This window comes from Rhizobium leguminosarum (assembly GCF_001679785.1).
Taxonomy (GTDB): Bacteria; Pseudomonadota; Alphaproteobacteria; order Rhizobiales; family Rhizobiaceae; genus Rhizobium; species Rhizobium leguminosarum_R.
In genome coordinates this window covers 244541-258052 of record NZ_CP016293.1, presented here as the reverse complement: position 1 = coordinate 258052, position 13512 = coordinate 244541, and the positions used below count along the sequence as shown (strand labels likewise).

Sequence of the window (13512 nt, the reverse complement as noted above, 5' to 3'; positions counted from 1 at the left end):
GCACGATATTGGAAGGAAATGGCATGTCTGCTCACAAACTGGTCGGCCTTGCGGGTAGCTTCAACCGCCCCTCGAAGACCTTTGCGCTTGTCGAAAACATTGCCGGTCTCGCCGGCGAGAAATACGGATTCGACAACACCATCTACGACCTGACCGATGTCGGCCCCTCGCTTGGCCAGGCGCTGCGCCGTGACGATCTCGACAGTCGCGCCAGGGAAGTCATCGACGACGTCGTCAATGCCGATGTGCTGGTCATCGGAGCGCCGACTTACAAGGGCAGCTATCCCGGCCTCTTCAAGCATCTGATCGACCTGATCGACCCCCATGAGCTGCGCGCCAAGCCGATCATCATCACTGCGACCGGCGGCGGCGACCGGCATGCGCTGATGGTCGAGCACCAGCTCCGCCCGCTCTTCGGCTTTTTCATGTCTTACACGCTGCCGACCGCGGTTTACGCGTCCGACCGCGACTTCACCGATTACCGTGTCTCATCCGATCCACTTTCCAAGCGGATCGGGGAGGTCATCGGCGAGCTCGAGGCGTTCTTTCCTGCGCGAAATCAAGCGCTGATTGCTGCCGAATGAGGAATGCCGGAATGGGCTTGAGACGGCGCCGAGGAGGCGCCGTTTTCAGTTTGGAGCATGCTCTCAAGCCGCAATTAATCCATAAATTTGGTGGAAATTTATCCTGCCGATATCGATGGCAGGGCAAGAGTTTTTCCGGCCCTTCCTCCACATCAGACATTCGTGCTTCGCTCCCGATCCGCGCATTTGCCATGATCGGCCTGCTCGGGGCGTTCGGCCTCATTCAGTCAGACGGGATATACAATGACCAAGAACAAAAATCTTCACGGCTTCCACCTTTCGCGCCGCGCGGCTCTTGCCGCCATCGCCGTTTCCGCGGCCGCAGTCTTTTCCTTTGCAGCACCCGCGCCTTCCTTTGCCGAGGACAAGTCGGTCAAGGTCGGCATCATGGCCGGCGAGGAGGAGGATATCTGGCGCGTGGTCGCGAGCGAGGCGGGCAAGAAGGGTCTCAAGATCGAGACCGTCATCTTCAACGACTACACCCAGCCGAATGAAGCGCTGGAGCACGGCGAAATCGATGCCAACGCCTTCCAGCACCAGCCCTATCTCGACAACCAGATCCAGCAACACGGCTATCACATCGTTCGCGTCGGTTATACCGGGGTCTGGCCGATCGGCCTATACACCAAGAAATACAAGTCCGTCGCAGAGATCCCGGAAGGTGCCGTCATCGGCGTGCCGAACGACCCCTCGAACGAAGGCCGTGCGCTGCGCGTTCTCCAGAGCGAAGGCCTGATCAAACTGAAGGAGGGCACCGGTATTCTCGCGACCGTCGCCGACGTCACCGACAATCCGAAGAAGATCGAGATCAAGGAACTCGACGCCGGCATCGTCGGCCGGTCGATCGACGATCTGGATGCCGGTATCGTCAACACCGACTGGGCGCTGAAAAGCGGTCTTTCGCCGGCCGAACGCATCGCCCAGGAGCCGATCGCCGACAATCCGTACCGCAACTTCATCGCCGTCAAGGACGACAACAAGGATGCCGAATGGGTCAAGGCGCTTGTGTCTTCTTATCAGAACGACACCGTCAAGGCCGAATTCGAGAAGGTCTACAAGGGCACCGGTCTCAGCGCCTATTGATCAGAGGCAGGGCTGGGGTTAGAGCCTTTCCGGGTTAGATTGCAGCATTCTGTTGGCTCAAACGGAGTCGGATGGTCGACCGGCCGGCGCGTGTCGTAGCCCAGCTCGCCAAGCCGGCCGGTCGATCAGCCGGCCCGTTTCAGCCAACCCGAAGGGCCGGGCATCTTTCCGCCAGGGCAAAGGCGATCGGCTCGGACGTACCAAGGGGTATGCCCGTCGCCAATCGCCTTTGCCCTGACGAAAACCTGCTCCGGCAGAATGCTTCAAGCTAACCCGGAAAGGCTCTAAGGCCTGCCGAGAGGCGGTCCGGGCGTTCTCTGCCCGGACCGCCTTCAGTATTTGTAAGGAAAGCCACATGAATTCCCTTGTTTCCACCACGGTGATCGAGGCACAGTCGCAAGCGGCGGCTTCCGAAGAGGTGGTGAGGCTGACCGACGTGAAACGGCGGTTCGGAGCCACTGCAGCCCTCGACGGTATTTCGCTGACGGTGAAGAGAGGCGAGATCCTTGGCATCATCGGCCGCAGCGGTGCCGGCAAATCGACGCTGATCCGCTGCCTGAACGGCCTGGAGCGCGCCGATAGCGGCGAGATTCTCATCGAAGGCCGAGATATCACCGGACTTTCAGAACAGGAATTGCAGCCGCTGCGCCGCCGCATCGGCATGATCTTCCAGCATTTCAATCTGCTTTCTGCCAAAACCGTCGAGGAAAACGTCGCGCTGCCTCTGAAGATCGAGGGTCTTGCAAAGAGCGAGCGCCTGAAACGGGCGCATGAGCTGCTCGAACTCGTCGGCCTTGCAGACAAGACGAAGGCCTATCCCGCATCGCTGTCCGGCGGCCAGAAGCAACGCGTCGGCATCGCCCGGGCGCTGGCGGCACGCCCGGCACTGCTGTTGTCCGACGAGGCGACATCGGCGCTCGATCCGGAAACGACCCGGTCGATCCTGGCATTGCTGAAGGACATCAACCGTAAGCTCGGACTGACCATTCTGCTCATCACCCACGAGATGGAAGTGGTACGCGGCATTGCCGATCGCGTCGCGGTCATCGATGCCGGGCGCATCGTCGAGGAAGGGCAGGTCTGGTCGGTCTTCGCCAATCCGCAGGCTGATATCACCGGGAGCCTGCTCGGCGGCATCCGTCCGCAGCTTCCTGAACATATCGCCGGTCGGCTGTCGGCGACGGCGGGCAGCGAGGTCATTCTCAGCGTCGATCTCGCCGGGCCGCAGGCGCAGGGCGCGCTGTTTGCCGAACTCTCGGCGGCTCTGCCGCATTCCTTCCGCCTCGTCCATGGCGGCATCGACCATATCCAGAACCAGCCGGTGGCGCGGTTCTTCATTGCCGTTCCCGCGCGCGACCCCGCGCTTGCCGGGAAGGTCGAACAATTCCTGACGGCTCGGTCCGCCCGGGTGGAGGTGCTTGGTTATGACACCGATCATGCTTGAACTGCTTATTCGCTCTCTTTGGGAGACGGTCCTGATGACCCTCGCCTCGGGATTGATCTCGCTCGTCGCCGGCCTGCCGCTCGGTCTTGCCCTGGTGGCCACGGCGCGCGGCGGCATCGCCGAAAACCTCTGGATCAATCGCCTGCTCGGCGCAGTCATCAACGGCTTTCGCTCAGTGCCTTTCATCATCCTGCTGGTGGCGCTGATCCCGCTGACGCGGCTGATTGTCGGCACCGCGCTCGGCACCTGGGCGGCCATCGTGCCACTCGCCATCGCTGCAACGCCCTACTACGCCCGCATCGCCGAAGTATCGCTGCGCGAGGTCAACCGCGGGCTGATCGACGCCGTGCGCGCCATGGGCGGCAACCGCTGGACGATCATCCGCGAGGTGTTGGTGCCTGAAGCGCTGCCGGGCATCGTCGCCGGTTTCACCGTCACGCTGGTAACGCTGATCGGTGCCTCGGCCATGGCGGGCGCGATCGGCGCCGGCGGCCTCGGCGATCTCGCCATCCGCTACGGCTATCAGCGTTTCGAAACCAGTGTGATGATCGCGGTGGTGGCCGTCCTCATCGTGCTCGTCTGCGGCATCCAGTGGCTTGGCGACCGGCTGGTTGCCAGGCTGGACCACCGATAAGTCAGCGCCGGAACTGGGCAGCGGGGTGAGCGGCGGGCAACCTGCCGTTCCCGCCGCCGAAAAGCTTCTGCCGCAAGGGTCCTACAGCATAGTCCGCCTTGAAGATACCGCGCTCCTGCAACACCGGAACGACGAGGTCGACGAAATCGCGCAGGCTTTCCGGCGCCACTGTCCGCGCCAGGTTGAAGCCGTCGATGCCACCCTCTTCGATCCATGTCGTGAGATGATCGGCGATCTGTTCCGGCGAGCCGACCACCGGTTTCATCCGGCTGCCGAGTATCATCTGGTCGATGATGTCACGCAGCGTTACCGGCTTTGGCGCCTGTTTCGTAATGGCCGCAAGTGCGGATTGATTGGCGTTGGTCGAGCTCTGGTCGATGACGTCGTCCAATCCATACTTCGAAAAATCGACGCCTGTCGAAGCGGAATAATGCGCAAGCGAGGTCTCGACACTCGCATGGCGGCGATAGTCCTCCAGCTTGTCCTGGGCTTCCTTCTCCGTCCGCCCGACGACAACAGTGATCAGGCTCAGGATCTTCAATGCGTCGGCGCCGCGGCCGAATTCCTCCGCCTTCGCCCGCAGCGCATCGACGGTCGGCCTGGCCGCCTTGGGATTTGGCCCGGCAATGAAGACGCATTCGGCGTGGCGGGCGGCGAAATCCTGCCCGCGGGCCGAGGCGCCGGCCTGGAAGAGCAGGGGCGTGCGCTGCGGCGAGGGTTCTGAGAGATGGATGCCTTCCATCCGGTAATATTTGCCGTCGTGACGGACAGAGCGCACTTTGGAGGGGTCGGCATAGACACCGCCTACCTTGTCGCGCACCACCGCATCGTCGTCCCAGCTGCCTTCCCAGAGCTTATAGAGAATTTCGAGATATTCTTCGGCTGCGTCGTAACGCGCATCATGTTCCGGCAGCTTGTCGAAACCCATGCTGCGGGCGGCGCTGTCGAGATAGCCGGTGACGATGTTCCATCCGATCCGTCCCTTGGTCAGATGGTCGAGCGTCGACATGCGCCGCGCCAGCAGGAAGGGCGGCTCGTAGGTGGTGTTGACGGTCACGCCGAAACCCAGATGTTTGGTGACATAGGCCATCGCCGAAATCGGGATCAGCGGATCATTGACCGGGATCTGCGCGCCCGTCTCGATCACCGGTGCCGGGCTGCCCCTGTAGACGTCGTAGACACCGACGATGTCGGCCAAGAAGATGCCGTCCAGCTTGCCACGTTCGGCGGTCTTGGCAAACTCTGTCCAGTAGTCGAGATCGGTATAATGCACTGAGCGGTCGCGCGGATGCATCCACAGGCCGTGGTTGATATGCCCGACGCAGTTCATGTCAAAGGCATAGATCTGCATGGTCTTCATGAGGCGGGTCCCAAAGCCGGCAATAGAAATCAAGGATTTGCCGCATTAATTATCCCATGATGCCGAAAAGTGTGAGCGGTGTTCGGACGACATCATGCTCTAACTATATAATGTAGAACAGGATTCAGATTTTAGCCGGCCCGGCCTAAAATCATCCTCTTCGGGCTCTATCGCACGATGAGCCTGTGAAATGGTAGGGTGGGGATGAAAAAAGCCGGAGGAACCGCATGACGAAGAAGACGCTGTCGGATTGGGCGGAGCTTGCGCAAAAGGAACTGCGCACCTCGCCCGAGAAGCTGACCTGGCAGACGCCGGAAGGCATTGCCGTCAAGCCGCTCTATACGGCCGAGGATCTCGATGGCGCCGGGCACCTTGGTTCGCTTCCCGGCTTTTCGCCTTTCACCCGCGGCCCGCGCGCGACGATGTATGCCGGCCGGCCTTGGACGATCCGCCAATATGCCGGCTTCTCGACGGCGGAGGAATCGAACGCCTTCTATCGCCGCAATCTGGCGGCCGGCCAGAAGGGCCTGTCGGTCGCCTTCGATCTTGCCACCCACCGCGGTTATGACAGCGATCATCCGCGCGTCGAGGGTGATGTCGGCAAGGCGGGTGTGGCAATCGACAGCGTCGAGGATATGAAGATCCTGTTCGACGGCATTCCGCTTGGCGAAATGTCGGTGTCGATGACCATGAACGGTGCCGTCATCCCGATCCTCGCCTCCTTCATCGTGGCCGGCGAGGAGCAGGGTGTTTCGCGAGCCGACCTTTCTGGCACCATCCAGAACGACATCCTCAAGGAGTTCATGGTCCGCAACACCTATATCTATCCGCCGGAACCATCGATGCGGATCGTTGCCGACATCATCGAATACACGGCCAAGGAGATGCCGAAATTCAACTCGATTTCGATCTCCGGCTATCACATGCAGGAGGCGGGCGCGACGCTGGTGCAAGAGCTTGCCTTCACGCTGGCCGACGGTCGCGAATATGTCAGGGCGGCGATCGCCAAGGGCCTCAATGTCGACGAGTTCGCCGGCAGGCTCTCCTTCTTCTTCGCGATCGGCATGAACTTCTTCATGGAAGCCGCCAAGCTGCGCGCCGCGCGCCTGCTCTGGACGCGGATCATGGAAGGGTTTCATCCGAAGAAACAATCCTCGCTGATGCTGCGCACCCATTGCCAGACCTCCGGCGTCTCGCTGCAGGAACAGGACCCTTACAACAACATCATCCGCACCGCTTTCGAGGCGATGTCGGCCGTGCTCGGCGGCACGCAGTCGCTGCACACCAACTCCTTCGACGAGGCGATCGCGCTGCCGACGGAATTCTCCTCGCGCATTGCCCGCAATACTCAGCTGATCCTGAGCCACGAAACCGGTGTGACAAAAGTGGTCGATCCGCTGGCAGGTTCCTATTACGTCGAAAGCCTGACGAAGGAGCTTGCCGACAAAGCCTGGGCGCTGATCGAGGAGGTGGAAGCACTTGGCGGCATGACGAAGGCCGTCAAGGACGGCCTGCCGAAACGGCTGATCGAGGAAGCGGCCGCACGCCGCCAGGCAGCCGTCGACAAGGGCGAGGAGGTCATCGTCGGCGTCAACCGCTACAGGCTCGATAACGAACAGCCGATCGACATTCTGGAGATCGACAATAGCGCGGTGCGCAAAGCGCAAATCAGACGTATCGAGGAGACCAAGCGGCGGCGCGATGGCAAAGCCGTGCGCGAGGCGCTGGCGGCTCTGGCCGAGATCGCACAGAGCGGCAAGGGCAACTTGCTGGAAGCCGCCATCGCGGCGGCGCGGGCCCGCGCCACGGTCGGCGAGATATCGGATGTCATGCGCCATGCCTTCGGCGATCATGCCGCCACGCCTATGGTGATCAAGGGCGTCTACGGCGACGCCTATGAAAATGAGCCGGAACTCGCCGTGCTTAAGGCTCGTATGACGGAGGTTACGGAAGCCATGGGGCACCGGCCGAAGATCATGGTCGCCAAGCTCGGTCAAGACGGGCACGACCGGGGTGCCAAGGTGATCGCCTCGGCCTTCGGCGATATCGGCTTCGATGTGCTCGCCGGTCCCCTTTTCCAGACACCGGAGGAAGCCGCCGGCGTCGCACTCAGCGAAAAAGTCAATGTCGTCGGCGTCTCGTCGCTGGCGGCCGGTCACAGGACGCTGCTACCACAGCTGATCGACAGGCTGAGGGAACAGGGCGGTGGTGATATCATCGTCGTCTGCGGCGGCGTCATCCCGCGTCAGGACTATGAATTCCTGCATGAACACGGCGTTGCAGCCGTGTTCGGCCCTGGGACAAATGTTCTCGAGGCGGCAAACTCCGTTCTCGACCTGCTGCAGGGCAGACGGAGAAACCAGTAATTCAGCATCTCAGGAAAACGCGAAGCGGTTTTCTGCCCGGAAATGCACAAAAATCAGCGAGTTAAAGCAGGCCGCGCCTTGCCAGATTGCTCATCAGCGCCGAAATGCCGAATGTCCAGGGTGGGCATTCGGTGGAAAGGCGCACGGTGTTGATGAGCGCGCCGAGGCCTGCCGAGGAAATCTCGACGACATCGCCGATCTTGTGGGTAAAGCCTTGCTTCGGCGCGTCGCGGTCCTGCGTCGGCGCAAACAGCGTGCCGAGGAAAAGCATGAAACCGTCGGGATATTGATGATGGGCGCCGACCGTCTGCTTGACGAGATCGGTCGGATCGCGACTGATCTGCGACATCGAACTCTTGCCATGCAGCACGAAACCGTCCTGGCCGGTGACTTTCAGGTCGAGTTCGGCCTTGCGTACGTCATCCAGGCTGTAATCGGCATCGAACAGGCGGATGAAAGGACCGATCGAGCAGGAGGCATTGTTGTCCTTCGCCTTGCCGAGCAGCAGCGCCGAGCGGCCCTCGACATCGCGCAGGTTGACGTCGTTGCCGAGCGTCGCACCCTTGATTTCGCCGCGGCTGTTGACCGCGAGCACGATTTCCGGCTCGGGATTGTTCCAGGTCGAGATCGGATGCAGGCCGACATCCGCACCCCAGCCGACGGAGGAGAGCACCGGCGACTTGGTGAAGACTTCGGCGTCCGGCCCGATACCGACCTCGAGATATTGCGACCACATGCCTTCGTCGATCAGTGCCTGCTTGACCTTGGCAGCCTCCGGCGAACCGGCCTTCAGATTGGTGAGGCTGCCACCGATCAGCGTGCTGACGCGCTCGCGGATCGAGGCGGCACGCTCCGGACTGCCGGCCGCCTTCTCCTCGATGACGCGCTCGATCATCGACTGCGCAAAGGTGACGCCGCAGGCCTTGACTGCCTGCAGGTCGACGGGCGCAAGCAGATACGGGCGCGTTTGATCCGGAGCTCCAGTACTGTTGGCGGCGATGTCCGCCAGCGAGCCGACCGCCTTGCCACTTGCTGCACGGACGAAGGTGGCGGCATCCTGCCGCTCGAGCAGGGCGCTCAGCGTCGGCGCCTCGCGCGACGTGATGTCGACCAGCATACCCTCGCGTAACATCACAATGCTCGGTCCCTGCACTTCGGGATTCCAGATGCGACCGACAAAAAGACCATCCGAAGCGGCGACATCGAGCAAAGGTTGAGACATGGTGATCTTCCGTCACAGGCGAGCGGGGAGCGCTCTTCAAAACATTGCGGGGTGTTGCCGCCCTCCAGCCCGACGGCAGCCGAAATCGATCACATTCATGAAGACGGGGCAAGATGCGTCGGGGAAAAAGACCTTTGCCTGATCGGCTCAAGACTTGGCCCTTTGTCGAAAGACCAAGCGCCAAAACCTGCAAAATAACTATTTAGATACAAAATAACCATTATATTTCATATATTTAATTTGCAACATGGTCGATTTCCTCCTTTATCTCGCCTTGACAGGAGGCGGCTTTCGTTATCTATTTTGCCCAACATGGAGGAGGCTGGCATCAGCCGGCCACACGAAAATCCGAGGAGGATATTGCAGCGATGTTGAGATTTGCCGTCGTCGGAATCGACCATGGGCACACGTTCGATCACGTGAAGGGATTGCTTGCTTCAGGCGGCGAATTCGTCGGCTATTGCCCGCAGACCTCGGTGCCGGCACTGCGCGAGGCCTTTGAGAAGACCTATCCTGACGCGCCGCAGATCAACCGGGAAAAGCTGTTCGACGATCCGTCGATCGACGTCATCTGCATCTCGGCGATCCCGCGCGATCGCGCCGGTCTCGCCATCCGTGCGATGAAGGCCGGCAAGGACGTGATGACCGACAAGCCGGGGGTGACGACCTTCGCCCAGCTCGAGGAGGTCAGGCGCACCGTTGCCGAGGCCGGCAAGATCTTCTCGATCTGCTTTTCCGAGCGCCACTGCGTGCGCTCCGCCGTCAAGGCCGGCAAGCTCGTCGCCGAAGGCGCGATCGGCAAGGTGATCCAAACGCTCGGCGTCGGTCCGCATCGGCTGCAGCTGCCAACCCGGCCGGACTGGTTCTTCGATCCCGAAGCCTTCGGCGGCATCATCGTCGATATCGCTTCACACCAGGTCGACCAGTTCCTGTTCTATACCGGCTCGACCACAGGCGAGGTCATCGCAAGCTCGATCGGCAATTTCGGCATGCCCGGCAAGCCCGCCTTCGAGGATTTCGGCGAGGTGCTTCTGCGCTCCGACAAGGCGGCGGGCTATGTCCGCGTCGACTGGTTCACGCCGGAGGCGCTGCCGACCTGGGGCGACGGTCGCCTGACCATTCTCGGCACCGAAGGCTACATCGAACTGCGCAAATATATCGATATTGCCGGCCGGCCGGGCAAGGATCACCTCTTCCTGGTCAACGGCAAGGAAATGACCCATATCGATTGCAGCGGCGAAAAACTCGATTATTTCGACGCTTTCACCGCCGACGTCGGCAACCGTACGCAGACGGCGATGACCCAGGATCACGTTTTTGAAGTCTGCCGTCTTTCGCTGGAAGCCCAGGCGAAAGCCGCGCGCATCGGCGCCCGCTGAGGAGGATATCATGACCAGAAAATTGCGCGTCGGCGTCATCGGCGCAGGCATTGCTGCGCGGCATCTGGCCGGTTTCGGCTGGAACAAGGAGCTTTTCGAGGTTCCTGTGCTCTGCTCGCTCGACCAGGAACGCGGCAAGGCACTGTGCGAGGAGTACGGCATTGGCGAATATACGCAGGATGCTGATGCGCTGTTTGCCCGTGACGATCTCGACATCATCGACATTTCGACGCCGCCGAGTTCGCATTTCGAACTTTGCCGCAAGGGTATCGAGTCCGGCAAACACGTGATCTGCGAGAAGCCGCTCTTCGGCTCGATCGCCGAGGTCGACGAGATGGGGCGCATCCTCGATCGTTACCCCGGCAGGAAGCTGATGCCGATCTTCCAGTATCGCTACGGCTCCGGCCTGCAGAAGCTGAAGCTGCTGATCGAGCGCGGCCTTGCCGGCAAGCCGTTCCTGACGACGATCGAGACACATTGGTGGCGCGGCCCGGATTATTATGCCGTGCCATGGCGCGGCAAATGGGCGAGCGAACTCGGCGGCGGCCTTCTCGGCCACGCCATCCACGCCCATGACATGCTGAACTATGTGCATGGTCCCTGCGCCGAGGTGTTTTCCTATGGGGCGACGCTGGTCAATCCGATCGAGGTCGAGGATACGGCAGCCCTTTCGGTGAAGATGCAGAATGGCTCGCTGGCGACGCTGTCGATGACGCTGGGTTCGCGCAAGGAGATCTCGCGGTTGCGCTTCTGCTTCAACGACCTCGTCGCCGAAAGCATCATCGAACCCTATACGATGGGCCGCGATCCGTGGACGTTCGTCGCCGGGACAGAGGAACATCAGGCGCGGATCGACGAAGTGCTCGCCGCCTATGTGCCTGGCGAGGATGGCTACACCCGTCAGTTCGAGCTCTTCCACAAGGCGATCGTCGAGGACACCGACCCGCCGGTGACATTGCAGGATGCCCGCAATTCGCTGGAACTGGTAACGGCCGCCTATTCCTCGCAGCGAACCGGACAACCGACGACGATGCCGATCGCCGCCGATCATCCGCTCTATCGTTCCTGGCTTCCGGCAGGGGAATGGCGTGCTGCGGCCACCGTCTGAACCGGGAAGGGCGCTCCCATGCTGAAATCCTTCGAGCATGTCGGCATGACGGTCAGCGACATGGACCGCACCGTCGATTTCTACTGTGGCCTGCTCGGCCTCAGCCTCGTGTTACGCAAGACGATGGCGAATGGCATGCAGGTCGCGTTCCTCGATGCAGGCGGCGGCATGCTGGAGGTCTTTGCGCCGCCCGGCGGCGCGTCGAGGGCGGTCGACGTGCCTGGCGATACGGCCGGCGTCCGGCACCTCACCTTCCATTTCGACAATGTCGACGAGACCTTCGCCCGGCTTGAACAGGCGGGCGTCGAGATCAAGGAGCGGCCGCGCTTCGCCGTCCACTCCGAGATGCTGAACAAGATCGCCTTCGTTCGCGATCCCGACGGCATCATCGTCGAGCTTGCCGAACGCTCTCAGAACCGCCAGGGCTGACGCAGGTGCTGCCGATCGCTTCGCTGCGGGCGGTCAGACCGTCCCGCAGCAGATCGATCAGGCGCCGGACGAGTTTTGCCGCCATGCACTGTTCTCCTCAGCTCGCCAGCTTGGCGCTGATATAGTTGCGCCAGCCGCCAAGCGCGGTGATTTCCTCGGCACCTTTCACCGCATGGGCCTCGCAGACGAAGCCGGAGACGCTGGAACCGTCTTCGAGCGTGAGCTTGCCGATGCCGAGGGGTGCCGGAATCTTCTGGACGAACCTGCCGAAAGCATCGGCCGGCAGTGCCCAGACCTCGACCTCTAGCCCCTGACCCTTATGGCCGGGTTCGCGCAGCAGCCCCGGTTTCGGCGGCGTAGTATTGGGCAGAACGAAGAGGCGATAATCCCCGGCCGTGCGGCAGGTCTTGACCAGATGCCCGCCCGAGCCTGCCAGTTCGTGATTGAGCGGCATGCCGGTCAGATGCGCACCGACGACCACGATTTCGATGAAACCGTCATCGCCAGGCACAACACGGCTCGCTTCCGGTATTGCCGTCTGCCGGTCGATGCCCATGCCGGAACCTGCTGCACGGTGCAGCGCATCGGCAAGCGGCGCCAGCGCATCGTCGGTGAAGGCGGGCGCGATGACGGTAACGCCGCCCGGCAGCCCACCTTTGCCGAAGCCGGCCGGAACGGCGATCGCCGCGCAATCGAGCAGGTTGACGAAATTGGTGTAGCGACCGAGGCGGCCGTTGAGCACGACGGGATTGGCCAGCATGTCGGCGACCGAGTAAGTGGTCGGTGCGGTCGGCAGCAGAAGCACATCGGCCTTTTCCCATTCGGCCTCGGTCTTGCGGCGCAATTCCTCCAGCCGGTATCGGCCGTTGAAAGCCTCGACCGCGGTCTTGCCCTTGGCGCCTTCGATAATTCCTCTGACCGTCGGGTCGAAATCGGCCGCGTTGGTGGCAAGGAAGGTCTCGACCGCCGCCAGACGTTCGGCGACCCACGGCCCGTCATAGAGAAGGGCGGCAGCCTCGCGGAATGGCGCGTAGTCGAACGGCACGATGGTTGCGCCGAGTGCTTTGGCCCGCTCGATCGCCTGATCGTAGAGCGCCTCCACCTCCTTGTCGCCGAAGAACTCCCGCTCGGCATCGGTCAGGACGCCGATGCGCAAGCCCGACACCGGCAGCTTCGCCGGTTTGGCGCGACGCGAGAAAGGATCGGCGGCATCGAAGCCTTCGGCGACCTTGCGGATCGCAACACCGTCGCCGACGGTCGCGGCAAAGATGGTGATGCAGTCGACGCTCTTGCAGGCCGGTATGGCGCCGGTATTCGGCAAGAGACCCGGCGTCGGCTTGATGCCGACCAGATTGTTGAAGGCGGCAGGCACGCGGCCGGAGCCGGCCGTATCGGTCCCGAGCGCGAAGGCGGCGAGGCCGGAGGCCACCGTGACCGCCGATCCGGAGCTCGAACCGCCGGAGATATAGGCCGCATCGAAGACCGAACGTGGCGCGCCATAGGGCGAGCGCGTGCCGCTGAGGCCGGTCGCGAACTGGTCGAGATTGGTCTTGCCGATGATGATGGCGCCGGCCGCCTTCAACCGGGCAACGACGGTGGAGTCGGCTTCCGGCCGATACGCATAGGCAGGGCAAGCCGCGGTCGTCGGCAGGCCGGCGGCATCGATATTGTCTTTGACGGCGAAGGGAACGCCCCAGAGCGGCAGGCTGTTTGCCTCGGGCGCGCGTGCCATCAGCGCTTTTGCGGCCGCGCGCAGCTCGTCATCCGGCACCGGGGTGATGAAGATCGCCGGATCTTTCGAGGCGGCACGCCGCGTGATCACCTCTTCGATGGCGTCGAGCGGCGTCAGGCCGGATTGATAGGCGGCGCGAAGGCTTGAGAGATCGAGGATGGTCGGCAGCAT

11 protein-coding genes are annotated in these 13512 nt (G+C 62.1%); 8 read left to right on the top strand and 3 right to left on the bottom strand.

Annotation, left to right across the window (positions count from 1 at the left end; all coding sequences use genetic code 11):
• Positions 1-23 precede the first annotated feature (23 nt).
• The 4 genes from msuE (at position 24) to BA011_RS40745 (ending at position 3745) form a co-directional block, all read left to right on the top strand.
• Positions 24-584 (top strand): FMN reductase, encoded by a 561-nt coding sequence (msuE, locus tag BA011_RS40760; RefSeq protein WP_065284989.1) that lies wholly within the window; start codon positions 24-26, stop codon positions 582-584.
• Between the two features lie 243 nt (positions 585-827).
• A complete protein-coding gene (locus BA011_RS40755) occupies positions 828-1667 on the top strand; it encodes a MetQ/NlpA family lipoprotein (RefSeq protein WP_065284988.1) in 840 nt (279 codons plus the stop codon).
• A 355-nt stretch (positions 1668-2022) separates the two neighbouring features.
• Positions 2023-3111 (top strand): methionine ABC transporter ATP-binding protein, encoded by a 1089-nt coding sequence (locus tag BA011_RS40750; protein WP_065284987.1) that lies wholly within the window; start codon positions 2023-2025, stop codon positions 3109-3111.
• Positions 3092-3745 carry a methionine ABC transporter permease gene (locus tag BA011_RS40745; RefSeq protein ID WP_065284986.1) on the top strand — a complete coding sequence of 218 codons (654 nt, stop codon included), beginning with the start codon at positions 3092-3094 and terminating at the stop codon, positions 3743-3745. The genes BA011_RS40750 and BA011_RS40745 overlap by 20 nt, the downstream gene beginning before the upstream one ends.
• Position 3746: 1 nt before the next feature.
• On the opposite strand, the gene BA011_RS40740 is transcribed toward BA011_RS40745, so the two are convergent.
• A complete protein-coding gene (locus tag BA011_RS40740; protein ID WP_065285011.1) occupies positions 3747-5105 on the bottom strand; it encodes an LLM class flavin-dependent oxidoreductase in 1359 nt (452 codons plus the stop codon).
• A 227-nt stretch (positions 5106-5332) separates the two neighbouring features.
• Between BA011_RS40740 and scpA the strand changes: the two genes are divergently transcribed.
• Positions 5333-7471: a methylmalonyl-CoA mutase gene (gene scpA, locus BA011_RS40735; protein WP_065284985.1), complete on the top strand. Its 2139-nt coding sequence runs from the start codon at positions 5333-5335 to the stop codon at positions 7469-7471.
• Positions 7472-7532: 61 nt separating this feature from the next.
• On the opposite strand, the gene BA011_RS40730 is transcribed toward scpA, so the two are convergent.
• Positions 7533-8693 carry a fumarylacetoacetate hydrolase family protein gene (locus BA011_RS40730; protein ID WP_065284984.1) on the bottom strand — a complete coding sequence of 387 codons (1161 nt, stop codon included), beginning with the start codon at positions 8691-8693 and terminating at the stop codon, positions 7533-7535.
• 368 nt (positions 8694-9061) lie between these two features.
• On the opposite strand from BA011_RS40730, the gene BA011_RS40725 reads away from it, so the two are divergent.
• Genes BA011_RS40725 through BA011_RS40715 form a run of 3 tightly spaced genes read left to right on the top strand, consistent with a single transcriptional unit; the run spans position 9062 to position 11609 of the window.
• The gene (locus tag BA011_RS40725) at positions 9062-10072 is read left to right on the top strand and encodes a Gfo/Idh/MocA family protein (RefSeq protein WP_065284983.1); all 1011 of its coding nucleotides are present in this window, start codon (positions 9062-9064) and stop codon (positions 10070-10072) included.
• A 10-nt stretch (positions 10073-10082) separates the two neighbouring features.
• Positions 10083-11180: a Gfo/Idh/MocA family protein gene (locus BA011_RS40720; RefSeq protein WP_065284982.1), complete on the top strand. Its 1098-nt coding sequence runs from the start codon at positions 10083-10085 to the stop codon at positions 11178-11180.
• 18 nt (positions 11181-11198) lie between these two features.
• On the top strand, positions 11199-11609 hold the full coding sequence (locus tag BA011_RS40715) for a VOC family protein (RefSeq protein ID WP_065284981.1): 411 nt from the start codon (positions 11199-11201) through the stop codon (positions 11607-11609).
• 97 nt (positions 11610-11706) lie between these two features.
• Here BA011_RS40715 and atzF read toward each other — a convergent pair whose 3' ends face one another.
• The gene (gene atzF / locus BA011_RS40710; protein WP_065284980.1) at positions 11707-13512 is read right to left on the bottom strand and encodes an allophanate hydrolase; all 1806 of its coding nucleotides are present in this window, start codon (positions 13510-13512) and stop codon (positions 11707-11709) included.

Coding starts and splice junctions, on each gene's coding strand:
- scpA (WP_065284985.1), top strand. CDS start 5,333: ATGACGAAGAAGACGCTGTCGGATTGGGCGGAGCTTGCGCAAAAGGAA.
- BA011_RS40745 (WP_065284986.1), top strand. CDS start 3,092: ATGACACCGATCATGCTTGAACTGCTTATTCGCTCTCTTTGGGAGACG.
- BA011_RS40715 (WP_065284981.1), top strand. CDS start 11,199: ATGCTGAAATCCTTCGAGCATGTCGGCATGACGGTCAGCGACATGGAC.
- BA011_RS40730 (WP_065284984.1), bottom strand. CDS start 8,693: ATGTCTCAACCTTTGCTCGATGTCGCCGCTTCGGATGGTCTTTTTGTC.
- atzF (WP_065284980.1), bottom strand. CDS start 13,512: ATGCTGCCGACCATCCTCGATCTCTCAAGCCTTCGCGCCGCCTATCAA.
- BA011_RS40750 (WP_065284987.1), top strand. CDS start 2,023: ATGAATTCCCTTGTTTCCACCACGGTGATCGAGGCACAGTCGCAAGCG.
- BA011_RS40725 (WP_065284983.1), top strand. CDS start 9,062: ATGTTGAGATTTGCCGTCGTCGGAATCGACCATGGGCACACGTTCGAT.
- BA011_RS40720 (WP_065284982.1), top strand. CDS start 10,083: ATGACCAGAAAATTGCGCGTCGGCGTCATCGGCGCAGGCATTGCTGCG.
- BA011_RS40740 (WP_065285011.1), bottom strand. CDS start 5,105: ATGAAGACCATGCAGATCTATGCCTTTGACATGAACTGCGTCGGGCAT.
- msuE (WP_065284989.1), top strand. CDS start 24: ATGTCTGCTCACAAACTGGTCGGCCTTGCGGGTAGCTTCAACCGCCCC.
- BA011_RS40755 (WP_065284988.1), top strand. CDS start 828: ATGACCAAGAACAAAAATCTTCACGGCTTCCACCTTTCGCGCCGCGCG.